This is a genomic window from Bacillus sp. JCM 19034, from assembly GCF_001310635.1.
Lineage (GTDB): Bacteria > Bacillota > Bacilli > Bacillales > Bacillaceae_D > Halalkalibacter.
In genome coordinates, this window is record NZ_BAXR01000006.1 from 160160 (window position 1) to 184488 (window position 24329).

General features: G+C 36.9%; 27 protein-coding genes and 5 pseudogenes. 21 read left to right on the forward strand and 11 right to left on the reverse strand.

Annotation, left to right across the window (positions count from 1 at the left end; genetic code table 11):
* The first annotated feature begins 13 nt into the window (after positions 1–13).
* From JCM19034_RS11760 to JCM19034_RS25020, 15 genes and pseudogenes are all read left to right on the forward strand, one after another.
* Positions 14–286 carry an IreB family regulatory phosphoprotein gene (locus JCM19034_RS11760; protein WP_062049936.1) on the forward strand — a complete coding sequence of 91 codons (273 nt, stop codon included), beginning with the start codon at positions 14–16 and terminating at the stop codon, positions 284–286.
* Positions 283–701: pseudogene (ruvX, locus tag JCM19034_RS11765) on the forward strand (Holliday junction resolvase RuvX). The gene JCM19034_RS11760 and the pseudogene ruvX overlap by 4 nt, the downstream one beginning before the upstream one ends.
* Positions 702–711: 10 nt before the next feature.
* Positions 712–1002: a DUF1292 domain-containing protein gene (locus tag JCM19034_RS11770; RefSeq protein WP_062049938.1), complete on the forward strand. Its 291-nt coding sequence runs from the start codon at positions 712–714 to the stop codon at positions 1000–1002.
* A 227-nt stretch (positions 1003–1229) separates the two neighbouring features.
* A complete protein-coding gene (gene mltG / locus JCM19034_RS11775; protein WP_062049940.1) occupies positions 1230–2378 on the forward strand; it encodes an endolytic transglycosylase MltG in 1149 nt (382 codons plus the stop codon).
* Between the two features lie 67 nt (positions 2379–2445).
* Positions 2446–3075 carry an O-methyltransferase gene (locus JCM19034_RS11780; protein WP_062049942.1) on the forward strand — a complete coding sequence of 210 codons (630 nt, stop codon included), beginning with the start codon at positions 2446–2448 and terminating at the stop codon, positions 3073–3075.
* A gap of 15 nt (positions 3076–3090) precedes the next feature.
* Positions 3091–4020 (forward strand): peptidase U32 family protein, encoded by a 930-nt coding sequence (locus tag JCM19034_RS11785; RefSeq protein WP_062050088.1) that lies wholly within the window; start codon positions 3091–3093, stop codon positions 4018–4020.
* A gap of 16 nt (positions 4021–4036) precedes the next feature.
* Entirely contained in the window at positions 4037–5302 is a 1266-nt protein-coding gene (locus tag JCM19034_RS11790) for a U32 family peptidase (RefSeq protein WP_062049944.1), read from the forward strand.
* Positions 5299–5934: a uridine kinase gene (gene udk, locus JCM19034_RS11795; protein ID WP_062049946.1), complete on the forward strand. Its 636-nt coding sequence runs from the start codon at positions 5299–5301 to the stop codon at positions 5932–5934. Before JCM19034_RS11790 ends, udk begins: the two co-directional genes overlap by 4 nt.
* A gap of 123 nt (positions 5935–6057) precedes the next feature.
* Positions 6058–6534 carry a transcription elongation factor GreA gene (greA, locus tag JCM19034_RS11800; RefSeq protein WP_062049948.1) on the forward strand — a complete coding sequence of 159 codons (477 nt, stop codon included), beginning with the start codon at positions 6058–6060 and terminating at the stop codon, positions 6532–6534.
* 236 nt (positions 6535–6770) lie between these two features.
* Positions 6771–7397, forward strand: a complete 627-nt coding sequence (locus tag JCM19034_RS11805; RefSeq protein ID WP_062049950.1) for a YrrS family protein — start codon at positions 6771–6773, stop codon at positions 7395–7397.
* A gap of 42 nt (positions 7398–7439) precedes the next feature.
* Positions 7440–8131 (forward strand): annotated as a pseudogene (mtnN, locus tag JCM19034_RS11810) (5'-methylthioadenosine/S-adenosylhomocysteine nucleosidase).
* Positions 8132–8276: 145 nt separating this feature from the next.
* Positions 8277–8519, forward strand: coding sequence for a YrhC family protein (locus JCM19034_RS11815; protein WP_062049952.1), 243 nt, complete (start codon positions 8277–8279; stop codon positions 8517–8519).
* 135 nt (positions 8520–8654) lie between these two features.
* On the forward strand, positions 8655–9215 hold the full coding sequence (locus tag JCM19034_RS25010) for an MFS transporter (protein WP_370621913.1): 561 nt from the start codon (positions 8655–8657) through the stop codon (positions 9213–9215).
* Positions 9184–9831 carry an MFS transporter gene (locus tag JCM19034_RS25015; RefSeq protein ID WP_370621914.1) on the forward strand — a complete coding sequence of 216 codons (648 nt, stop codon included), beginning with the start codon at positions 9184–9186 and terminating at the stop codon, positions 9829–9831. The genes JCM19034_RS25010 and JCM19034_RS25015 overlap by 32 nt, the downstream gene beginning before the upstream one ends.
* On the forward strand, positions 9828–10145 hold the full coding sequence (locus tag JCM19034_RS25020) for a hypothetical protein (protein WP_370621915.1): 318 nt from the start codon (positions 9828–9830) through the stop codon (positions 10143–10145). The genes JCM19034_RS25015 and JCM19034_RS25020 overlap by 4 nt, the downstream gene beginning before the upstream one ends.
* A gap of 52 nt (positions 10146–10197) precedes the next feature.
* On the opposite strand, the gene JCM19034_RS11825 is transcribed toward JCM19034_RS25020, so the two are convergent.
* Positions 10198–10815: a CoA pyrophosphatase gene (locus tag JCM19034_RS11825; RefSeq protein WP_062049954.1), complete on the reverse strand. Its 618-nt coding sequence runs from the start codon at positions 10813–10815 to the stop codon at positions 10198–10200.
* A gap of 368 nt (positions 10816–11183) precedes the next feature.
* Between JCM19034_RS11825 and JCM19034_RS11830 the strand changes: the two genes are divergently transcribed.
* From JCM19034_RS11830 to JCM19034_RS23235, 5 genes and pseudogenes are all read left to right on the forward strand, one after another.
* Complete coding sequence (locus JCM19034_RS11830; protein WP_062049956.1) at positions 11184–12359, forward strand: M20 family metallopeptidase; 1176 nt, start codon at positions 11184–11186, stop codon at positions 12357–12359.
* A 54-nt stretch (positions 12360–12413) separates the two neighbouring features.
* On the forward strand, positions 12414–12617 hold the full coding sequence (locus JCM19034_RS11835) for a hypothetical protein (RefSeq protein WP_062049958.1): 204 nt from the start codon (positions 12414–12416) through the stop codon (positions 12615–12617).
* Positions 12618–13033: 416 nt separating this feature from the next.
* Positions 13034–13741, forward strand: a complete 708-nt coding sequence (gene sigK / locus JCM19034_RS11840; protein ID WP_062049960.1) for an RNA polymerase sporulation sigma factor SigK — start codon at positions 13034–13036, stop codon at positions 13739–13741.
* A 526-nt stretch (positions 13742–14267) separates the two neighbouring features.
* Complete coding sequence (locus JCM19034_RS11845; RefSeq protein WP_062049962.1) at positions 14268–14765, forward strand: Ltp family lipoprotein; 498 nt, start codon at positions 14268–14270, stop codon at positions 14763–14765.
* 54 nt (positions 14766–14819) lie between these two features.
* Positions 14820–14903: pseudogene (locus JCM19034_RS23235) on the forward strand (RNA polymerase subunit sigma-70); the annotation flags it as partial.
* A gap of 45 nt (positions 14904–14948) precedes the next feature.
* On the opposite strand, the gene JCM19034_RS11850 reads toward JCM19034_RS23235, so the two are convergent.
* The 3 genes from JCM19034_RS11850 to pssA all read right to left on the reverse strand — a co-directional run bounded on the left by JCM19034_RS11850 (position 14949) and on the right by pssA (position 17074).
* Positions 14949–15812 carry an SDR family oxidoreductase gene (locus tag JCM19034_RS11850; RefSeq protein WP_062049964.1) on the reverse strand — a complete coding sequence of 288 codons (864 nt, stop codon included), beginning with the start codon at positions 15810–15812 and terminating at the stop codon, positions 14949–14951.
* Positions 15813–15990: 178 nt separating this feature from the next.
* Positions 15991–16266, reverse strand: a complete 276-nt coding sequence (locus JCM19034_RS11855; RefSeq protein ID WP_062049966.1) for an HU family DNA-binding protein — start codon at positions 16264–16266, stop codon at positions 15991–15993.
* A gap of 268 nt (positions 16267–16534) precedes the next feature.
* Positions 16535–17074 (reverse strand): CDP-diacylglycerol--serine O-phosphatidyltransferase, encoded by a 540-nt coding sequence (pssA, locus tag JCM19034_RS11860; protein WP_062049968.1) that lies wholly within the window; start codon positions 17072–17074, stop codon positions 16535–16537.
* A gap of 104 nt (positions 17075–17178) precedes the next feature.
* Here pssA and JCM19034_RS11865 point away from each other — a divergent pair, with 104 nt between their 5' ends.
* Positions 17179–17961, forward strand: coding sequence for a phosphatidylserine decarboxylase (locus JCM19034_RS11865; RefSeq protein WP_062049970.1), 783 nt, complete (start codon positions 17179–17181; stop codon positions 17959–17961).
* 608 nt (positions 17962–18569) lie between these two features.
* Here the strand turns inward: JCM19034_RS11865 and mnhG are convergent.
* From mnhG to JCM19034_RS11905, 7 genes and pseudogenes are all read right to left on the reverse strand, one after another.
* On the reverse strand, positions 18570–18914 hold the full coding sequence (gene mnhG, locus JCM19034_RS11875) for a monovalent cation/H(+) antiporter subunit G (protein ID WP_062049974.1): 345 nt from the start codon (positions 18912–18914) through the stop codon (positions 18570–18572).
* Positions 18901–19176 carry a Na(+)/H(+) antiporter subunit F1 gene (locus tag JCM19034_RS11880; RefSeq protein WP_062049976.1) on the reverse strand — a complete coding sequence of 92 codons (276 nt, stop codon included), beginning with the start codon at positions 19174–19176 and terminating at the stop codon, positions 18901–18903. Before JCM19034_RS11880 ends, mnhG begins: the two co-directional genes overlap by 14 nt.
* Positions 19176–19652, reverse strand: a complete 477-nt coding sequence (locus JCM19034_RS11885) for a Na+/H+ antiporter subunit E (protein WP_062049978.1) — start codon at positions 19650–19652, stop codon at positions 19176–19178. The genes JCM19034_RS11880 and JCM19034_RS11885 overlap by 1 nt, the downstream gene beginning before the upstream one ends.
* Positions 19653–19657: 5 nt before the next feature.
* A pseudogene (locus JCM19034_RS11890) lies at positions 19658–21137 on the reverse strand (Na+/H+ antiporter subunit D).
* Positions 21130–21468, reverse strand: coding sequence for a Na(+)/H(+) antiporter subunit C (locus tag JCM19034_RS11895; RefSeq protein ID WP_035345628.1), 339 nt, complete (start codon positions 21466–21468; stop codon positions 21130–21132). The pseudogene JCM19034_RS11890 and the gene JCM19034_RS11895 overlap by 8 nt, the downstream one beginning before the upstream one ends.
* Positions 21468–21908 carry a Na(+)/H(+) antiporter subunit B gene (locus JCM19034_RS11900; RefSeq protein ID WP_062049980.1) on the reverse strand — a complete coding sequence of 147 codons (441 nt, stop codon included), beginning with the start codon at positions 21906–21908 and terminating at the stop codon, positions 21468–21470. The genes JCM19034_RS11895 and JCM19034_RS11900 overlap by 1 nt, the downstream gene beginning before the upstream one ends.
* Positions 21905–24321 (reverse strand): annotated as a pseudogene (locus JCM19034_RS11905) (Na+/H+ antiporter subunit A). The gene JCM19034_RS11900 and the pseudogene JCM19034_RS11905 overlap by 4 nt, the downstream one beginning before the upstream one ends.
* Positions 24322–24329: the final 8 nt, after the last annotated feature.

Genomic DNA, 24329 nt, shown 5'->3' on the forward strand with positions numbered 1-24329 from the left:
AGAGGTGTCTGTGATGAGCTCTATGGACAAAACGATGCAATTTGATTTTCATGATGATTCGGTTGATGTAGACGTCCAAGAGGTGCTCCTTTCTGTTTATGAATCACTAGAGGAGAAAGGTTACAACCCGATCAACCAAATTGTCGGATATTTACTGTCAGGCGATCCTGCGTATATTCCCCGTCATAAGGATGCACGTACACTCATTCGCAAGCTAGAGCGTGATGAATTAATCGAAGAACTAGTAAAATCATATCTCGCACAACACCAAAAGGAGATTGGATGAGAGCATTAGGCTTAGATGTAGGTACAAAAACAGTTGGCATTGCGTTAAGCGATGAACTAGGGTGGACGGCTCAAGGTCTTGAGACATTAAGACGTGACGAAGATGAACCACAAAAAGATATGCAAAAAATAGCAGATCTGATAAAAGAGTACGGTGTTGAGCAGGTTGTAGTCGGTTTGCCGAAAAACATGAACGGTACGATTGGTCCGAGTGGTGAACGTAGTCAAGAATTTGCTGAGCAGCTGAAAGAGCTTGTCGCTTGTGAAATTACGTTATGGGATGAACGTCTTACGACCGTCGCTGCTGAAAAATGCTCATTTCCGCTGATGTAAGTCGGAAAAAGCGGAAGAAAGTCATTGATAAAATGGCTGCGGTTATGATTTTACAAGGCTATTTAGATCATAAAAAAAGATAAGAGGTGTATTATGCAAAACGAAGAGAAAGAACGAATAGTGATTCCTGACGAGAATGGTGATGAGCATTTATTTGATGAGCTTTTCCGGTTTCATGTTGATGAATCAGATCAGTCATATATTTTACTTACGCCTGTTGGCTCAGAGCAAGATGATTCCGATGAAGAAGTGGAAGTGTTTGCGTTTCGTTTTGAAGATCGTGAAGGCGAGGAAAATGATATTGCCTTATTCCCACTAGAATCAGATCAAGAATGGGATATGGTTGAAGAAATGTTAAACACATTTACTGACGACCAAGAATAAAAGTTGGAATATTAATAGGTATTTCGAGTTGTGTATTTTCACACCGAAATGCCTTTTTTATACAAAAAAGCATTTTGAGATCGTTCTATTATCATTAAAACAAGAATTAGATGCTTGTTAAGTCCACCGTATAATCTTAGTTCAAGCTTTAAATTTGATTTTTATAATTTTTCTTACTGACTTATTTGAAAAATATAGTATAATGATACGGTGGAAGGAGGAGAATAATGTCTAATTCCAAAGATAAACCGAGAAATTCGTTGTATCACGAACGAGCGATACAAGCTCGCATTGTTAGGCGTATTGTCTTTTTTACGTTTCTTGGTTTGATTATAATCGGAGCGATCGCAGGTGTAAGTGCTTATGCTTACATAACGAATGCATTAAGTCCTGTAGATGAAAATTCGCCAAAAGAAATTGAGGTTACGATTCCAATTGGTTCGACATCAAATCATATTGGAACAATACTAGAAGAAGAAGGACTTGTTCGAAACGGTACGATTTTTCGCTATTATGTACGCTATAAAAATGAATCTGGATTTCAAGCGGGTGATTATCGTCTAAATACTGGAATGACGATGGATGAAATAATTGATTCCTTAAAAGATGGTACTGTTATGCAGGAGCCTGAACTCACCTTTACGATCCCAGAAGGATTATGGCTAGAGCATATGATTGAAATCATAGCAAATGAAACGGAGCATAAGGTAGAGGATATTGAAGAAGTTGTTCATGATAAGGAGTATGTGAGTACGCTAATTGAACAATATGACATGTTGACTGAAGTTGTTTTAGATAATGATATTCGCTATCCGTTAGAAGGCTACCTATTCCCGGCACGTTATGATTTTATGGTTGAAAATCCTTCCATCGAGGAGATTACCGAAGCGATGCTTGATCGTACTCAAGCTATTTTAGATAATCTTGGGGAAGAAATGGACGAGCTTGAATTGACGCCACATGAGGTATTGACGTTGGCCTCGATTATTGAAAGGGAAGCACAAGAATCCGAAGATCGATACATAATCTCTGGAGTACTTCATAACCGCCTTGAACGGGGGATGAAATTAGAGGTTGATCCAACTACAGCATATGCAATTGGAGAGCATTTGTATATGACATCGATTGAAGATACACGTTTTGAATCACCATATAACACGTATGTTGTTGAGGGGATACCAATTGGTCCAATAGCAAGCCCAGGTCAGGATTCAATTGAAGCGGCTGTACGACCTGAAATAACTGAAGCCCTTTATTTCTATGCACGCTACGGTGGTAAAGTTATTTACTCTGAAACGTATGAAGAGCATTTAAAAGCTAGAGATCAATATCGTCATGAGTGGATTGAAGCAATGAAACAAGAAGATGAAGAGTAATGTTAAGGGGGAAGTGTCATTGACACAACCCTCTTTTCCATGAATAAGAAGTGTATGGGGGGAGAAGATGGAACAGCTTGAAGCTTATGTGAAATCATTAATTCCTAATCGGGATCTGCTTGTAGAGGAAATAGAACGAAAGGCTGTTGTAGATCATGTGCCAATTATGGACTTAATCTCGATGGAAGCCCTCCTTCAACAACTTAAGCTCATTAAGCCTGAACGAATTTTAGAAATAGGGACAGCAATCGGTTATTCGGCGATTCGAATGAGTCAAGCTACAGGAGCACATGTCGTAACAATTGAACGTGATGAACAAAGGTATGAACAGGCTATTCAAAATATTAGACAAGCTGGACTAGCGGATAAAATAGAGGTGTATTTCGCTGATGCTCTTCAGTTTGTTGAAAAACTTGAATCATCTACCTATTTTGATGTATTATTTATTGATGCTGCTAAAGGACAATATCAACGTTTTTTTGAGTTGTTTGAACCATATGTGAAGACTGGTGGAGTGATCTTCTCGGATAATGTACTTTTTCGCGGATTAGTTGCTGAGGATGAGGTAGAATCAAAACGCCTTAGAAAGCTTGTTGAGAAGATAAAAGCCTATAATATATGGTTAATGGAACATCCTCGTTATGATACGAGAATTGTTCCAATGGGGGATGGATTGGCTATTAGTATAAAACGATAGAAGGGGAGTAGGATGGTGAAAAAGCCTGAATTACTTGTAACACCAAGGGATATCGATGCACTTGAACGTTTATTTAATGCTGGTGCTGATGCAGCTATTATCGGGGAAGAACGTTATGGCTTGCGACTTGCTGGAGAATTTCCACGAGATGATATTAAAAGAGCGGTTGAGATTGCTCATAACCAAAATAAAAAATTATATGTAGCAATGAATGCTCTTTTTCACAATGATAAAGTAGGCGAACTGGCTGATTATGTTTCTTTTTTGAATGAGGTCAATATTGATGCAATCGTCTTCGGTGATCCAGCAATTGTGATGACTGTCCGCGAAGTTGCTTCTTCAATGCCGCTGCATTGGAATACAGAAACAACTGCTACGAATTGGTTTACAGCAAATTATTGGGGTAGAAGGGGAGCAAAGCGTGCGGTATTAGCTCGTGAACTAAGCATGGATGCAATTATTGAGATGAAAGAGAATGCTGAGGTAGAAATAGAAGTTCAAGTTCATGGTATGACATGTATGTTCCAATCAAAACGCACTTTAATTGGAAACTACATGCAATTTCAAGGGAAGAATTTAGAAGTTGAACGTCGTGATAAAGATCGTCAATTATATTTGTTTGATCACGAAAGGGAAGCACGTTATCCCATTTTTGAGGATGAGAATGGGACTCATATTATGAGCCCGAATGACATTTGTATCATTGATGAGCTTGAAGAAATGGTTGATGCGAATATTGACAGCTTTAAAATTGATGGTATTTTAAAATCAACTGAATATATGGAGGAAGTCACAAAGCTTTATCGTGAGGCAATTGACTTATGTGTGTCTGATCGTGATCGTTATGAAGACAAGAAAGAAATGTATGTGGAACGATTAGAACAGTTACAACCAAGACATAGAAAATTGGATACAGGTTTCTTCTTCAAAGAGACAGTGTATTAAGAAGGGAGGAAATGCTGTGGCTACAGTAACTGAAGTAACAAAGAAGCCAAAACGAGTAATAACAAAAAAACCTGAACTATTAGCACCAGCAGGTGATTTAGAAAAATTAAAAGTTGCGATTCATTATGGAGCTGATGCAGTATTCATTGGTGGACAGGAATTTGGTCTTCGTTCGAACGCTGGTAACTTTACGATTGAAGAAATGCGTGAAGGAGTGGAGTTTGCTAATCGATATGGAGCCAAAATTTACGTGACGACTAATATTTTTGCTCATAATGAAAATATGGATGGTCTTGAAGAATATTTGAGAAGTCTTCAGGATGTCGGAATTACGGGCATAATCGTTGCCGATCCATTGATTATAGAAACATGCAAAAAAGTCGCTCCAAAAGTAGAAGTCCACTTAAGCACTCAGCAATCATTATCAAATTGGTTAGCAGTAAAATATTGGAAGGGTGAAGGGTTGCATCGAGTCGTATTAGCTCGTGAAGTTGGGCTTGAGGAAATGCTCGAAATAAAAAAGCATGTTGATATCGAAATCGAAGCCTTTGTTCATGGTGCCATGTGTATTGCATATTCAGGACGTTGTGTGTTAAGTAATCATATGACGGCTCGTGATTCAAATCGTGGTGGCTGCTGTCAATCATGTCGCTGGGAATATGATCTATTTGAGATGAACGATGATGGTGATAAGGCACTATTTACTGAGGATGATCCACAATATACAATGAGTCCAAAAGATTTAAATTTATTACAGTCAATTCCTAAGGTTATTGAAGCAGGAATCGACAGCTTAAAAGTCGAAGGTAGAATGAAGTCCATTCACTACGTAGCAACAGTAACAAGTGTTTACCGTAAAGTTATTGATGCTTACTGTGAAGACCCTGACCATTTTCAAATCGATAAAGCATGGTTAGATGAGCTTGATAAATGTGCAAATCGCGATTTTGCTCCTCAATTTTTTGAAGGAACTCCAACATTTGAAGAGCAAATGTATGGCAATCATCCGAAACGAACGAATTATGATTTCGTTGGCTTTGTGCTCGACTATGATTCAGAAAGCTCGATTGTGACATTACAACAACGTAACCATTTTCGACCTGGAGATGAGGTTGAGTTTTTCGGACCAGAGATAGACAATTTTGTGCAAAAGATAGAAACAATATGGGATGAAGACGGACAAGAATTAGATGCGGCTAGACATCCTTTACAGGTTGTTCGTTTTAAAGTGGATCAACCGGTCTACTCAATGAACATGATGCGTAAAGAGGTTCGAAAATGATTAATAAGCCGATTATTATCGGAGTTGCAGGAGGGACCGGCTCCGGAAAAACAACGGTTGCCAAAGAGATATATCGTCATTTTAATGAACAATCGATTGTCTTAATTGAACAAGATGCGTATTATAAAGATCAAAGTCATTTATTAATTGAAGAACGCCTTCAAACAAATTATGATCATCCATTAGCTTTTGATACAGAGCTATTGTTAGAGCATTTGCACCGTTTATTAGAAAGAAAGTCAGTTGCCAAACCTGTATACGATTATGTGAACCATACGCGTTCCCATGAATTTATACCGATTCCGGCAAAAGATGTCATAATATTAGAAGGGATTTTAATATTAGAAGATAAACGGTTGCGTGATTTAATGGATATTAAAATATTTGTTGATGCTGATGCTGATATTCGTTTTATTCGACGGCTCGTTCGAGATGTAGATGACCGTGGACGAACAATTGATTCTGTTATTGAGCAATATACGTCAGTTGTTCGTCCGATGCATTTGCAATTTATTGAACCTACGAAACGGTATGCTGATATTATCGTTCCAGAAGGTGGTCAAAATCAGGTTGCAATTGATTTAATTGCAACAAAAATTCAAGCTATTATTGAAGGAAAAACCATTTTGTAATAGGATAGAGTACATGTAAGGGATTTCATATATAAACCGTATACTGAGCAATCCTTTTACATATGAATGGTTTAATAGTAATTATGTTATTTTATTTATGAAGGATATTGAGGAGTGAACGACGTGGCAGAAGAAAAAAAGCACTATATGACAATGGATGGTAAAAGAAAATTAGAAGAAGAACTCGAGTTTTTGAAAACTGAACGACGAAAAGAAGTCGTTGAACGTATAAAGATTGCTCGTAGTTTCGGTGACCTTTCAGAGAACTCTGAATATGATTCCGCAAAAGAAGAGCAAGCATTTGTTGAAGGTAGAATTGCTCAGCTTGAAAAGATGATTCGAAATGCAGTAATGATCGAAGATGAACAAGGCGATGAAAATGTCGTCACACTCGGTAAGGTTGTTACAATTGTTGAGTTACCTGACGGTGACGAAGAAGAATATTCAATTGTAGGAAGTGCTGAATCTGATCCAGCAGAAGGGAAAATTTCAAACGATTCTCCGATGGCACAAAGTTTGCTAGGTAAGCACGTGAATGATCATGTTACTGTGAACACACCAGGTGGTGAAATGGAAGTTAAGATTGTCGATATTCGCTAAAACTCAGAGTTTCAATAGAGAGGATATTCTCTCTGTTTGAAACTCTTTTTTTAAAAAGGATTAGGCATGGTAAAATGTCCGCTTTTAAGAAAGTACCGTTTTCTATTTATGAGTGCTTCTAAAAAAAGCTAGTGCAGCATATGTTCATAAAATAGTAAGATCAGTGTATTTACAAAGCTCTAACTTGTTGTCATACTTATAGCGAACGTATTGCTGCATGTTGAAGGAGTGGTAGTATGAAGTCATATCGATACGAGAAAAGAAGAGAAAAGCGGAAAAGTCTACTATTAAATGTTGCGATTGTCATCGTAATGGTATTAATTGCTTTTTTTGCTTTGCAAATCTTTAATCAAGAAGGAACTGTGCTTGTCGATGAAGACGAACAAGATCCAATAGAGAGTGAAGAAAATGAAGAGGATATAGAATCAAAAGTTCCTATTATCGAGGATCCAATAACAACGGTACCAGATCATGAACTGCCTATAGACGAAGATCCTATAGAGGAAGATATAATAGAAGAAGGAATGGAAGATGAGGATGAAGATGAACCCTCTCGTCCTAATGAAGGTGAATGGGAACCTATAGGTACGACTCAGTCAGAATTAAGACTTGAATTTAGTGAAGGTTCGGTTAATCGTCAAGAAATGGATCGTGCTCTAAGCTATGCATCTGGTTTACGTTTAGAGGAAATGACGGTTTGGCGAATTGAAAATGCTGGTGATCAACGTAGCGTAAGAGGTGTTGTTAGTAACTATGAAAATAGCGAGACACCTTATGAAATTTATCTTGAATGGCAGGATGGTGAAGGTTGGTTACCGGTACAAATGAATCAACTGGACCGTAATCCTTATTTGCAAAATTAACGTTTATTTTAGAGAAGTTAGAAGTTGAGAGGATGCAAAGGTATGAGAATTGGAATAATTGGGGCTATGGATGAAGAGGTTGAGTTATTAAAGGAAAAGCTACTTAACCGTCAAGATGAAACGATTGCAGGATGTGAGTTTCATCGAGGATCAATAAGCGGCCAAGAAATTATTTTATTGAAGTCAGGAATTGGAAAAGTGAATGCAGCTATCGGTACATCATTATTGATTCAATTATTCAAACCGGATGTTGTTATAAATACTGGTTCAGCAGGTGGATTAGACGAAACGTTACAGGTTGGCGATATTGTTATATCGACGGAGGTTCGTTACAATGATGTTGATGCGACAGTGTTTGGTTATGAATTTGGGCAAGTTCCGGCGATGCCGGCATATTATTCACCAGATGAATCATTAGTTGCGATCGCAGAAAAAGCAGCAAAAAAGTCGGAATTCAATCAAAAAAGGGACTTGTTCTTTCGGGTGACTCCTTTATGAGTGATCATGAGCGTGTACAAGATTTGAAAATACGTTTTGATCAGCCATTATGTTCGGAGATGGAGGCAGGAGCGATTGCTCAAGTTTGTTATCAATTTGCTGTTCCTTTTGTGATTATCCGTTCTTTATCAGATATTGCAGGGTCAGATGCAAAAGTTTCTTATGAAGAATTTCTTGAGACAGCATCCGTTCATTCAGCTAAGCAAGTTTTATTAATGGTAGATGGCTTAAACTAAAAACCAATACGCAATGCTACTAATTGTAAATTCTATTAATTCGTGCTTTCCTGAAAAAAGGATAAACCTTCCTCCGTTAACGGACATTACATTCTCTATTCTAGTAAAAAGGATGTTAGAATGATAATGAGTGAGGAGGGATCGGATGACTGAAAAGCATATGAAAAATCAGTTAGCAAAAATAGCGGACTATAAACAATACAGTTTTATTTTACTTTCATTAAGTGCGTTTCTTTCTATAGGCTTACTGATTCCATCAGCTTTGGTAACGGATTGGCAATTTCCTGCAGTTATCACCCTTGGAATTTTGTTAATTGCGGCAATGACTTGTCACCGTTATGCAATGAAGGTAGAAAAACGTCTATATGAAGAAGAAAATCATAAATAATATTGAAAACAGCCAAGCTTTTAGCGGCTGTTTTTTTGCATTTATATTAATCGGAAGGCTTTAATTTTAGATGTTTTAAGGGAGTAGACTTTTTTGTTAAAATAGAAGGATCATACGTTAGAATGGAGATTACACATGAACGAAACGAAACGCCCCTTAGTGTTAGTAGCGGTAATGCTGGCGATGTTTATGGCTGCTGTAGAAGCGACGATTGTGGCGACTGCCATGCCAAGGATTGTTTCAGATCTAGGTGGCTTTGCTCTATTCAGTTGGGTATTTTCAGCATATTTACTTATGCAGGTGGTGACGATACCACTTTACGGTAAATTAGCCGATTTATATGGGCGAAAGCTGATTTTTTCGATTGGTATTATTTTATTCTTAATCGGTTCAATCCTATGTGGATTTGCGTGGACAATGGAAATCTTAATTTTATCAAGATTTATTCAAGGTATTGGTGCTGGTGCAGTTCAGCCAATTGCGACAACGATAGTTGGTGATATGTATACAAAAGAAGAACGAGCAAAAATCCAAGGATATTTATCAAGCATCTGGGGGATTTCAGCTATACTCGGGCCAGTCTTGGGAGCATTTTTTGTTGAATACGTTCACTGGTCTTGGGTCTTTTGGGTCAATATTCCTTTTGGAATTTTCTCTGTTTTGATTGTTTGTTTTATTTTTAAAAGAAAAAGTTGAACAAAAACGACAGAGATTGGATTACGGTGGTGCTTTTCTTTTATTTGTCACGATGACGACGATGATGTTCATTTTTTTACAATTAGATGGTGAATCGTTTCTTTCTAGTTATCAGCTTGTGTTGCTTATCGTTATATTGATATTTGGTCTCGTCTGGTTTATTCATCATGAACGGAAAACAGAGGCACCTCTAGTATCGTTTACACTGTGGAGACGTAAAGAAATCTTTTACGCCAATATTGCTTCATTCACAACTGGTTCAATGCTATTAACTGTTTCTAGTTTTTTACCTACATATGTACAAGCTATTTTAGAACAGAGTCCCCTTATAGCTGGATTAACATTAACGGCGATGTCGATTGGTTGGCCAATATCGGCCACTATTGCAGGGAAATTGGTGCTAAATATCGGTTTTCGCTATACAGCCCTCATAGGTGGTGTAGGCTTATTAATAGGCTCCCTAGCGTATTTGACGTTAGCGATTATTCCTTATTCCTTATGGGCAGCTATAGGATCTTTTTTCATCGGTGTTGGAATGGGGTTCTCTACAACTTCTTTTATCGTATCGATCCAATCAACAGTTGATTGGAAATCGAGGGGAGAAGCGACTGCATGAATATGTTTATGAGACAATTAGGTGGTGTCATTGGAGTTGCCTTACTTGGTGGATTATTAAATCGTTATTTACGCATTTCCTTTACCGATTTGGACGGGGAGCTATCCTTTGAACCGAACATCGAAGAAGTAAATCGAATATTAGATGGATCTGAGCGATCATTATTAACGAGCGGTGAACAACAATTATTACAAGAAGCTTTATCAGGAGGATTGGGCTATATTTTTATCGCATTACTATTCTTAGCTGCTATTACCTTCATTCTCATTTTACGCCTACCTAAGGATGGACAGTATAAAACTAGCCAAACATAAAGCAATGGCTAGTTTTATACTATAAATTAGGGATAAAGCTATATTAAAATCGTTACAAAATTTTATAATTTAATAACAAGTTAATGAAATGATTTAAAATTCGTGCAGTTAATCCCCATATCGTATAGTCTTCATAGTGGTAAAAATATTGATGAATTGTATGTCTTTTTTGACGGATTTGTTCGTATCTTTCAATTGATTCAGGTTCAATAATAAAATGCATTGGATGCTCCTCAGGTGGATGGTTAATGAAATGTTCTAACGGTACTGTAAAAAGATGATCAACCTCAAGCAAATTAGCTTTGATATCGTTAAAGTCACAAGTCAATTCGGCGACGTATGGATATATGATTCCTTTAAAAGGGGTAACGAGGATGTCTAAACCGGTGAGTAATTGAAAGTCGTTTGTTTCGATCTGTAATTCTTCTATAAATTCTCTAATCGCAGCATCTTTTGGGGTAGAGTCTTGTTCATCTATTTTTCCACCTGGAAAACATATATCACCAGGCTGTGAACGTAAATGAAAGGACCTTACTTCAAATAAGATAGAAAGCTTACCATTTACTTCAATTAAAGGTAAGATGACTGCTGCATGATTCATTTGATCCTGTCCGATAATACCTACTTGCCGGATAGACAGTTGTTTCTTTATGAGATTGATTGTTTGCATGCAGATCCCTCCTTTTGGTATTTACCATGATTAGAGATGTAAAACATAACAATATTAGAGGGAAAGTAGTTTTTTTTGTTAGATGATCTAACATAAATACTGTATTTTTCAATAACCTAGGTTACATTATATACATAAGGGTCATTGACCTAGCTTCAAAAATGTTCTCTCTACTCTTCCCTATTTTGGGCAGTTTCTAAACAGGAACTGCCTCTTTTTTTTTGCTCATTTTTTAAATAAAGGTGTAGACATTAACGCTACCCTTATACAAGAATATGTTGCAAAAATCGTTGTATTCACCGAAAATAAAAGAATGAATTGCATATAGTAATAGTAAGAATGTGTAGCGAGATAAGGGGAAGAAAACAATGAACGTTCAAAATATTCAAAATAAAGAGGAGGAAATGCTCCGTTTATTAGAAAAATTAGTGAACATTGATAGTGGTTCTTATGACAAGGAGGGTGTTGACCAGGTTGGTGAGGTGTTAATTCCTTATTTTAGGGAGTTGGAATATGAGATTGACGTGAAAGAAGAGGAACGTCTCGGAAACCATATTATTTGTCGACCTAAAGGAACTAAGCCGACTATACTCATTGCGTGTCATATGGATACTGTATTCGAAAAAGGAACTGCTGTTGAACGACCATTTTTCATAAAAGGTAAAAGAGCATACGGACCTGGTGTCATTGATATGAAAGCAAGCTTAGTATCAGTTATATACGCATTAAAGCTACTTAAAGAACATTGCTTAGATGTTTATCAGCATGTGCAAATTATGTTAACAAGTGATGAGGAAATTGGTTCACCGACTTCACGTGCGTTAATTGAAAAAGAAGCTAAGGGAAAGCACTATGCACTTGTCATGGAGCCAGCACGTAAGGATGGCTCTGTCGTGACAAGCAGACGAGGAAATGGTCGTTACGTTATAACGGTGCATGGTCGTGCGGCGCATTCAGGAATTGAACCTGAAAAGGGGAGAAGTGCGATTGAGGAATTAGCTCATAAAATTGTTAAATTGCACAATTTGAATAATCACAACAAAGGAATATCTGTAAATGTTGGAATGATTGCTGGCGGAAATGCTGTAAATACAATTTCGGATACTGCAATTGGACATATGGATGTTCGTGTCTCAACAGTCGAGCAAGCAAAGGAGTTAGAGTCAAAAATTGAACGAATCTGTGCGACATCTGATGTTCATGGAACGACTATAGAGTTAACAGGAGATATAAGTCGCCCGCCCATGGTGAAAAATTCTCAAATCGAAGAACTTTACAGAATTGTTCAGCAAGTGGGAGCAGAAATCGGCATGAAAATTAAAGATTCAAAAACAGGAGGAGGTTCTGATGCCTCTTTTACAGCGGCAATGGGGATTCCAACTATCGATGGTCTTGGGCCTATTGGAGGGTATGCCCATAGTGATAAGGAATATTTAGAGATTGCTTCATTTACAGAAAGAACGTTGTTATTAGCAAAAATCATAGAGAGACTAGTAAATTGCCAAAGGTATTCTAACAAGGTCGTGAGCCGCTTTTTCGTCTAATTGCCTAGTAAGTAGTCCAATAATAGACTAAGAGGTTATCAAAAGAATTTTTTAGTGGTTCATAGTGTAAAGTTTGTTAGTGAAACAGATATGTTTTTTGAGGACATTCTTTCTGCATTGGGATTAAGCAAAAAACAAACTAATGAAGTAAAAGAGAGATTACTAAAATTTGTGAAGACGTTAGATGGAGTTGCTGATGCTGCTGATCAGGTTTCTGTATCGTCAGATCAATTGAATGATTCGATATCTCATTTATAGTGTATAAAAAGAAAGCCCAATCAACTTTGGGTTTTCTTTCTGTTTTGTTTTTACCACATCCACCACCAAACTGTAGAACTTCATCCTCGAGCCATTCAACTAAAATCAGCTTATGCTACATCCATTACGATAATGTCATACTCTCCATTGAATCCGAAAGACATACGATATATTTGGAGGGACTCTTTTTAAATAATGTTGAAAATTGTAATGTTATAGCTATATGTTACACTCTGAATTTACATGAATACATGAGGATTCAGTAGAAAAATGAAACTATGTTGAGGGAATGTAAATGGCAAAAACGTTTCACGATGTACGTATATTAATAATGGTTCCAAGTTTTTTAATGAGTACAGACACGAATAAGCCCAACTTTTCATAAGGATAAGTAAAGAAAGGTTGGAGGTGGAATGATGTCAACAATTTTAGCAACGATTACCTTTTTTGTGAAAGAACTCATTTTTTTCGTATCATTCGTGAAAAATAATGCTTTTCCACAACCATTAAGTAAAGAAGATGAAAAAAAATACTTAAGTCTCATGCAGCAAGGCGATGCAGAGGCGAGAAATTTATTAATCGAACATAATCTTCGCTTAGTGGCACATATTGTGAAAAAATTTGAAAATACACGCGAAGATACGGAGGATTTAATTTCTATCGGGACGATTGGCCTTATTAAAGCAATTGAGAGCTATTCTGAAGAAAAAGGAACGAAATTGGCAACATATGCGGCGAGATGTATTGAAAATGAAATTCTCATGCATTTACGAGCTCTAAAAAAGGTAAAGAAGGATGTTTCCTTGCATGATCCGATTGGGACGGATAAAGAAGGGAATGAAATCACCCTAATTGATGTTCTTCAAGAGGAAGAGGAAGACATTGTAGATATCATCCAAACGAAAATGGAAAAGAGTCAAATTTATACGTTTATTCATGTATTAGATGAGAGAGAGAAAGAAGTTATCATTGGACGATTTGGATTAAATTTAGAGGAGGAAAGAACACAACGAGAAATAGCAAAGGAACTTGGCATATCAAGAAGTTATGTGTCCAGAATTGAAAAAAGAGCGTTAATGAAGCTGTTTCATGAGTTTTATAAAAGAAGTAAGGGGAAAGCGTAAAAGCGATAGGGGCTGCGACATAACTAGCTTTAAATAATGAAAAAGGTGAATTTGAGCACGCTCAAATTCACCTTTCTCTATTTTGCATGTTAATTTTTCTATTACCATAGCTGTTGGGCAGTGAACATTCTTAAATTCAGTTTTTCTAAGTTCATTAAAGCTTGTTTTTTTGCTTGGAAGTGGAATTATGCGTTAACAACAAGTTAAAGTATCCTATCATCAAAGGTTACAAAATCAATAAATAAATGTATACAAAGGTAGCGTTGACCTCGTAGATCTTGGGATGGCAGCATAATATTCACAATTGTACCATTGGTCACTGAATTATGGATGTTATAAGATGGTAGTGTGAAGAAGTAGTAGCGACCTTTTTAGGGTTCGGTGCTTCTTTTTTATATCAAATTTTGTTGAGGGTATTCCATTAATTTTTAAAAATAGTATAATAGTTCCTGTACTAAAAATAACAGGGGGCTATTCCTATGAAAAAATTACTAAGCTTAACCTTAATGGCTTTATTGATCGCTTTATGACAGCATGTGGTGAAGATGAAGAACAGGCGCAAGTCGAACCAGAGGAAACAGAAGATATTGAAGCTGATGCTGATGTTGATGAAGAACCAGAAGTTGAAGGGGTAGAAGAAGAGGACGAAGCGGAAGAAGCGGAAGAAGCGGAAGAAGCGGAAGAGGCTGAATCATCTGAAGAAGAATCGGATGACGTTCCGCGTGAATTTCAAAATGCTTTAAGAGCTGCCCAAAATTATATCGATCTAATGCCGTTTTCAGAAAAAGGACTTTTTGAGCAATTGACATCTGAGTATGGGGATCAATATCCAGATGAAGCTGCACAATACGCAATTGATAATCTGGAAGTGGATTATCGTGAGCAAGCCCTTAAAGCAGCTGAAGCGTATCAAGAGCTTATGCCGATGTCTGATAAAGAATTATTTGATCAACTTACGTCAGAATACGGTGATCAATATACAGAAGAACAAGCGCAATATGCTGTTGATAATTTACCAAATTAATTTTAAACAAGAAGACACTCTTAACTGGGTGTCTTTTTTATTTTATAAAAGGAGCGTACTTATGTGTCCAGAATTGAAAAAAGAGCGTTAATGAAGCTGTTTCATGAGTTTTATAAAAGAAGTAAGGGGAAAGCGTAAAAGCGAAACCTGCCAATAATTGTGTTGGCAGGTTTTGCTTATCGATTAAATGACTTCTCCACCATTTACATGTAGTACTTGACCTGTTACGTAAGTAGAATCCTCTGAAGCTAAATAAACATACGTAGGTGCAAGCTCGACAGGCTGTCCAGGACGTTTTAGTGGAGTATCAGTACCGAATGTCGCAACTTGATCTGCTGGAAACGATGCTGGGATGAGAGGGGTCCATATAGGCCCTGGAGCGACCGCGTTGACACGTATCCCCTTTGAAGCAAGGTTTTGTGACAAAGCTCTTGTTAAAGCAACAATCGCCCCTTTGGTAGCAGTATAATCCATGAGAACAGGATTTCCTTTAAATGCTACAATAGATGCCGTGTTTATAATAGAACTTCCTTTTTCTAAATAAGGCATCGCAGCTTTTATTAAATGAAAACAAGAGAAAATGTTAGTTTTAAAGGTGCGTTCTAGTTGAGCAGTAGAGATATCTTCAATCTGTTCTTGATAGTGCTGTTCTGCAGCATTATTGATTAGAACATGTATTTGTCCGTACTTATCAATGGTTTGTTTAATGACATTCTGACAGAAAGTCTCATCTCCAATATCTCCAGCTAGAAGGGTACAGGAGGTACCATACTTTTCAATTTCTTCTTTTGTTTGTTTCGCATCTTCATGTTCGTTTAAGTACGGAATAACAATGTTCGCTCCCTCTTTGGCGAATGCAATAGAAACTGCTCTTCCAATTCCACTATCGCCACCTGTTATAATTGCAACCTTTCCAGTTAATTTATCACTACCTTTATAGTTAGGGTTATCAAAGATCGGCAATGGGTTCATTTGGCTCTCTATACCAGGTTGCTGTGCTTGGGCTTGTTGAGGCTGTCCTTTTTGTTGCGTTTGATCTAGGTTCATGTTTAGCTCCTTTCTTCAACTTAGATAAAATGAATACTTTATATGTATCGTTCCACGAAGTTGTAAATCTAAACATGAGAAGAGCTATTTTTCGGATTGAGAGGCTTACCTTCTGCTCCTTATCTATATAAAAACAACCGACAAGTGGTTGTCCACTTTGCCGGTTGTTTTCGAAGCTTTATTCGTTTACAGCATCTTTTAGTTGTTTACCAGGTTTGAATGCTGGGTTTTTTGTTGCTGGAATTTCGATTTCTTCTCCAGTTTGTGGATTACGACCTTTACGAGCTGAACGCTCACGAACTTCGAAACTTCCAAAGCCAACAAGTTGAACTTTTCCACCCTCAACTAATGCATTGGTAATACTATCAAAAACAGCGTCAACTGCTTTTGAAGCATCTTTCTTTGATAGTTCAGCCTGTTCTGAAACGGCATTAATTAAATCAGTCTTATTCATTAATATAACTCCCTTTCCTTCCTTTAATTGAAAAACTAATTGTCTACTTATTTTTTTAGACAAGCAGTTCAAAAAAATGCTGCAACTAAAATTTCTCACGAAAGCCTTGTTGTGTCAAGACTTTCAACGGAAAAACAATGATTTTTACCCAAAAATACCTAAAAAAAATGCACTTTTTTGACAAACTGTGCAAAAAAAGTGCCATTTTAATTAAAAAGCATAATTTTATAAACTTGTCAAATATTATATAGTTTTGAAGATTTTTGGTCTATACTTTTCGTACCTTAAATGTTGAAATCATGAGTATAGATAAGATCAATATACTAAACATGAAGAAATATGGGGGGAAATAAGGTACAATTAATAGCTGTAAGGTTAATATACACCCAGCGGCTGTTATAGGTAATCCAACAAAATGATATGATGGAGTTGTTACATTGAAGCGTGCTAATCGAATCGCTCCACATAATATGAAAAAGATCGTAAGAATCATTCCCGGTACCCCATATAAGTATAAGCTTGCCTGATAAATCAGAAATGCAGGTGCAACACCAAAAGAAACAAGATCACTCAAAGAATCTAGTTGTTTACCAAAACTTGATACAGCATTAAATTTTCTAGCAGCAGCACCATCGAGTCTGTCGCAAAGAGCAGCTATCGTGATCAATAGTAACGCGATGCGTAGTTCATTTTGTATAACAAATATAATTGCAAAAGCTCCTAAACATAAATTAACAAGTGTTAGAGCATTAGCCAACTGGCTTTTAATTCTTTTTGCTGTTTGATCCAACTGGTGTAATAGGAACATATCATCAACTCCTTTGTTGTATGATACAAATAATACCCATTTCTACAATCATACCATATAGTTACTTTTTAAACTAGAACAAGACTTTAGGAGATTTAAAAATTATGAAAAAGTTTTTATTTCGTTTATGCGTAGAGTTGACGAATCATTATTATTTTTCAATCATCATAAAAAAGTTTACCACTTCATCATTGAGTAAACCACTAATACCACATTTCGTGCGTACGTTTAACGTAAACGAAAACGAAATGGACCGGCCATTACTTTCTTATAATAATTTACATGAATTATTTACAAGAAAATTAAAAGATGGCAGTAGAACTATAGATAAAAAAGAAGAAAGTGTCATAAGTCCTGTTGATGGAGTTGTTGCAAAAAATGGTAAAATAAGAGAAGGGGAGACCTTTTTTATAAAAGGGCAACATTATCGTTTAGAAGAGATGCTTGGCTCATTAGAAAAGGCGAGTAAATATAAATCAGGCTATTATATGATTATTTACTTAAGTCCGAGTCATTACCATCGTATTCATGCTCCTATTACGGCGACAGTGTTGAGTAAATGGGCTTTAGGGAAACGATCTTATCCTGTTAATGATATTGGTCTTAAATATGGAAAACGTCCATTATCACGCAATTATAGAGTAATTACAGAAGTAAAAACGAATATAGGGAAAGATATGGCTATCGTGAAAGTGGGTGCAATGAATATTAATTCAATAGAGTTGACACATCATGAAGAAACAATTCAAAAAGGGGAGGAGTTAGGATACTTTTCGTTCGGTTCAACTGTCGTTCTTTTAGCAGAGGAAGGCTTGCTTACGTCGGACGGTTTAAAAGAAGGACGAACCGTTTTCATGGGAGAAAGGATAGGCTATCTTAAAACATAGGAGGAGAAGGAATGGATCTATATTTTAGCTAATTCAACGACTTTCCAATCGAGTTCCTTTACCACTGCTATGTCCAGAGCAAGAATGGATAGTGGAGTAACAGAAGATGTTATGAATTTTTCACATGCTGACATAGTCAAAAATGAGCACAGTTCACCGATATCTTCGATGGCCGATCGTTCAGGATCGCTGTTATGGAAAGATCAATTACATTTATTACATTCTATTTCACAAGGGCTGTCTGATGAAATAGGGAGTTATTGGCAGGGTGTTATGCATTGTCGTGAAAAAAATTTTGATAACCACTTGGGGTGAAATGCCACCAAATAAGGAACTATATGAACGAGCATGTCAAATTCATCCTGAAGTAAAGCAATGGGGTAGATGGGAGTCTTCTTGATTTGTCGTAAAGTGGAACAAATCATCCGCACCTAAGGAGAAGATTCAAAAGAAGCTATGATGATAAGAGAGATTCAAGTGCATGAATTTACACTATTTCTTAACTATAGTTGAGAAGGATAGACGGCTAGGCTTTATAATAATAAGGCGATCTTAAAAAGGACTTTATTTAGAGCCTTTTTTAGATCGCCTTATTTATTGAATTAGCTTTATGATTCTTTTTGTACTTTTTTTAAGTCATCTTGAACGCTTTTTTCCCATAGAGGTACTTTTGTTTTATATGCTGATCGAGCAACCATGAGAGCTGCTACTGGTGCAGTTAAAAACACGAAAATAATCGCCAGTAGAAGCTTCATTATAAATTCCCCTTGTACGAGTAAGAAAAAGAGAAAGGTAGCAATAACTAGTGAGATAACGCCGAGAGTGGCACTTTTTGTTGCTGCATGTGTACGCCCGTACACATCAGGAAACCGAATAAGACCGATTGAACCAAGCAAGCTTAAAAAGCCCCCAATTAAAATAAAAATACTAATGACAATCTCAGTCGCGGTCAAATACAGCACCCCTCTCTAAAAATTTTGATAATGCTATCGTTCCTATAAACGACAAAATACTAATAACTAGAATGACTTCAGAATAAGCGATCGTCTCTTGTAAAATCATTAGCACAGCGATGAAACCAATTAAATTGATTCCAAATGCATCTAACGCAACAATGCGATCGGGCATTGTTGGTCCAATAACTGTGCGAACAAAACAAACGAGTAACGAGGTAGACATAACGACGAGTACGAACATTAGAATGTATTCAAACATTATTTCGTCACCTCCATAATAGCTCGTTCAAATGTATCATGAATTTGTTTAATCATCGCATCTTTATCAGGGACATGAATCGAATGAATATATATCGTTTGGCTGTCAGAAGAGAAGTCCATCGAAAGTGTCCCGGGAGTTAGTGAAATTAACGACGCTAAAAGAGTAATTTCAAATTCCGATTTTAACTTCGTTGGAACAGCAACTATACCTGGTTGTATGTTCATCTTCGGACTTAGTAAAATTTTTATTACATCGATATTCGCTAATATTAACTCTTTTGTAAATAAGAGTATTAGTTTAAAGATCGCCCAAACTCTGCGAAAGTAAAAATCAAAGCGGAGAAAACGACGTAACACGAAAAGGACTACGATCCCAATGACATATCCAACTAGAAAATCGACACCTGTGTAACTGTTCTGTAATAGCACCCATACGAGAGCGATGACAATATTAATTAAAATTTGAAAAGCCATGGCAACTACTCCTTTAGCACAGATTCGATATAGATTGATGGATCTAAGATTTGTTCAGCTACTTGCAATGAATATTGGAAAACAGGTTCAGCAGCAAAACCTAATATGATCGTTAAAGCTACCAGTGGAACAATCGGTAAAAGTAGCTTTCCTACTCGATACTGTGCCTGTTCCTTCGTATGCTTTTGTTCACCCCAAAAAGCATACATGAAAATTTTAATCATCGAGAAAAGCGTTAAAAGACCAACGGCTAAAGCTACGCCGGAAATAACATATCCACCTTCTTGAAAGCCAGCTAGTATAATAGGGAACTTACTAAAAAATCCACTTAATGGAGGTATTCCAGCTAGTGAGATGGCACATATAAAGAACATCCAACCTAAGTAAGGGTGTGTTTTTAAAAGTCCGCCCATTTTCTTTAAATCGGTTGTGCCTGTAACCTTCTGGGCCGCTCCAGCAAAAAGGAACAGGCTGATTTAACGATTATATGGTGAGCAATATAATAAATCGCCCCTGCAATCGCTAGCTGTGTGTAAATACCTAGTCCCATCACCATATATCCGACCTGACTAATAATGTGGTAAGACAAAATACGTTTAAAGTCAAATTGTGATACGGCACCTAAAACTCCAAATATCATCGTAAGACCTGCTAAGGTTACAATAATGTAATGTGTAAAGCTTGGGTCATGAGTGAAGATGAGCGTAAACATTCGAATGATTGCATAGATTCCTACTTTTGTTAATAAACCTCCGAACAATGCAGCAATCGCTGCTGGAGTCCATAATATGAACGTGGTAGCCAGAAATATAAAGGGAAAAGAGCACCCTTCATGCCAAAAACAAGTAAAAACAATATAGCTATAACATTCAATACACCTGTTTGTTCTAGGAGTGCAACACGTTCAGCAAGCTGAGCCATATTTAATGTTCCTGTTACAGCATAGAGATAGGCTATGCTAATAATAAATAAAACTGATGCAAAAACATTAATAATGACATATTTTAACGACTCACGAAGCTGGTATTTTGTTCCTCCATGAACAATAAGGATATAGGATGCAATCAGCATTACTTCAAAAAATACAAACAGATTAAATAAATCCCCTGTTAAAAAAGAACCATTAACCCCAGCGAGAAGGAAAAAGTAAAATGGGTAAAAATAAAACTTTTCCCGTTCTGGAGAAATCGTTTGAAAGGCAAAAAACAAACAGACAAAACCGACTATACTTGCAAGGACAACCATCATCGTTGCAAACATATCCGCAACAAAAACGATCCCAAACGGAGCTTTCCAGTTTCCAAATTCAAGTGTTGTTATGCCATTTTGAAACACATCTATTGCTAGGTAAATTGCTAAGGCTAACATCCCAGTCATTGTGATAGCACTTATGACTCGTTGGATTGTATGTTGTTTTGAAAATAAAATTAAAACAGTCCCAATAATAAACGGTATTAATACAGGTAATAAAATTAAATTACTCATCAGCAGATCCCCTCAATTGGTCTAAATCATCCGTCTTATGTTCCTTGTACGTACGATATGCCAGTACTAGTAAGAAGGACGTGACCCCAAAACTAATGACAATGGCTGTTAATATAAGTGCCTGTGGTAGCGGATCGGCGTAAGCTTCCGATCCAAGGCTTAAAAGTGGTGGTGTTCCACGTTGTAAACCAGCCATCGTTAATAACAGTAAGTGAGCGCCGTGTGAAAGAAGAATTAAACCAATTATGACACGTAACATACTTTTTGTTAGTATCATATACGTTCCCACTGTAAAGAGGACACCTACAGTGATGGACATTAATATTTCCATTACTTATCATCCTCCGCAATCGTTAAAATAATCGTTAATGCAACACCTACGACAACTAAATATACACCTAAATCAAACGGGAGAGCTGTTGTAAGCTCGGTTTCCCCTAAAATAGGGAGTTGATAGTATTCAAAAAATTGAGTGAGGAACGGGTAGCCAAAAAGCATACTAGAAACCCCTGTTCCTATTGCGATTAATAAGCCAATTGCAATCATTGATGCAAAGTTGATCGGCAGTGCTTTTTTGATCGTTTTCATATCGAATCCAAGGTACATTAACAGAAAAGCACTGGCAGTCATTAATCCTCCAATAAAGCCTCCGCCAGGGTTGTTATGACCGGCGAAGAATAAGTATACGGAGAAGGAAAGGATGATAAAAGTTACAAACCGTGTGATCGAATGGAGCATCACGTCATTTGTTTTTATTTGGTTTTGCTTCATACATCTTCCCTCCCTGTTAGACGAAGCTTAACAAGTGCAATAACCCCTAAAGCAGCAATACCTAGAACGAGAACTTCTAGTAATGTATCTAGACCACGGAAATCAACAAGAATAACATTTACCATGTTGTAACCACCGGCAAGCTCTTTTGAATTTTCAATAAAGTACTCAGAAATAGACGGTAAATTCGCTTCAGTCCCTAGAGCAAATGAACTGAATGCAATCGCTGTGACAAGTCCACCTACTCCTAACGCTATAATAAGGTTAACAATGTTAAAGCGTGGTGTGAATTTTTCTTTTCTAAGTTCAGGTAAGTGATAGAATGCAAGCATAAACAGAACGACCGTTACGGTTTCTACTAATAGCTGCGTTAACGCTAAATCTGGTGCACGGAATACGACAAACAATAGGGCCAATAAGAAACCGAGTACACCGACAACAATGACGATCGTCATACGATGATGAATAAAAGGTATCGTAATCGTTGCTACGATAAATAAAAACGCTAAGATCCACATGAACGGGTCAATACTTGAAAGATTCGTTGTTTCAATCGTAAAGGCATTATATTTAAACATCGTGTAACTACTTAATAGAACAATAAATACTGACATATAAGCGAAATAGTCACGAAGTAACCCCCGTCATTTGAATTCTCGTAATGAATTGAGAGCCACTGATTGCACCACTTACTCCATTATCATAAAACCAATTAAGTGGATCACGCTCACGCATATAAATGTTCAATTTAGACCACTTTTTCATGAGCAAGTAAATGACTGTCCCAAAAATAATGACTCCAAATGTCATTAATAACTCTGTATTAAAGCCATGCCAGTGGTAAATATCAACGTGAAACACTTCTCCGTCCGGTAATAAGGACGGCAATATAGCAGCTACTGCTGGTTGGATTAACGTATAAGCTAAAAATATTCGGGAAAAACCCAAAAATAACGACTAAAGAAGCTAACACAATTGGGCTAATAAGCATACCGATTGGAGCTTCATGCACATGTTTCACTTCTAACTTTTCAGGCTGAAACTTACCTGTAAATGTTTTAAATAACATAATCATACAGTAGACGAAGGTGAAAATGCTTGCCACCCAGGCCAAAATTGGGAAAAGTAGTCCCAATGTTTCCATATTAAAAATTGTTAATTCAGATGCACGTAGTACACCAGTGAAGAACATTTCCTTACTTAAGAAGCCATTAAATGGTGGTAATCCGGCCATTGATGCTACTCCAACTAATGAAATAGTAAAAGTAACTGGCATTATGGTCATTAACCCACCAAGTTTGCGAATATCACGTGTTCCAGTTTCATGATCAATAATTCCTACTGCCATAAATAAACTACCTTTAAATGTTGCATGATTAATGAGGTGGAATATAGCAGCTAAGATGGCCATAGTGAAATAATCTTCACCCATGCCAAAATACATCGATGCTGAACCGAGTCCTAGCAAGCACATGATTAAACCTAGTTGACTTATTGTAGAGAAAGCTAAAATGGCTTTCAGATCTTTTTGGCGAACGGCAGATAATGATCCCCAGAATAATGTGATTATCCCAAAGCCAGATAAAATCCAGAACCATTCAGGTACCCCGCCAAATACAGGTGTTAAACGTGCTACTAAATAAATACCTGCTTTAACCATCGTCGCTGAGTGCAAGTATGCACTAACTGGAGTAGGTGCCTCCATTGCATCAGGAAGCCAAATATGAAACGGAAATTGTGCTGATTTGGTGAATGCCCCTAATAATATTAGGATCATCGCAGGTATAAATAATGTGCTCCCTGTCAAAAGGTCAACATTTGCAATTAGTTCACGAATACTAAAAGTACCTGCCATCACATAAACGAGGCAAAATCCACCTAGCATGGAGAGTCCACCCATCACCGTAATGAGCATTGACTTTTGTGCACCGTACGTTGATTTTTCTCGGTGGAACCAATAGCTAATTAATAAAGCTGAAGCTAAACTTGTTATTTCCCAAAAAACGTATAGAACAATTAAATTATCGGATAAAACAACCCCAAGCATTGCTCCCATAAACAATAATAGGTAAACATAAAAGTTGTTAAGCTTCTCTGTCTTTTTCGAAAGGTAATAGATGGAGTAAAGCACAACTAAAGCACCTATACCGGTGATTAGTAATAGGAACAATAAACTTAAACCATCTACATAAACCGTAAAGTTGATTCCAAGTGAAGGAACCCACGGAACCACTTCTTGTACTACTCCACCATTTGAAGTGATCGGTAAGTAGTTAATAAAATAGATAAAAAGTGCAACTGGTAAGGCTAAGACGAACCAGCCTGTATGTATCGGTCTTAAATATTTATACAAAAACGGTATTAAAATGGCTAACAAAAAAGGGGAGATTGTAGCCCAATGTAAAAGCGTCAACAGATATA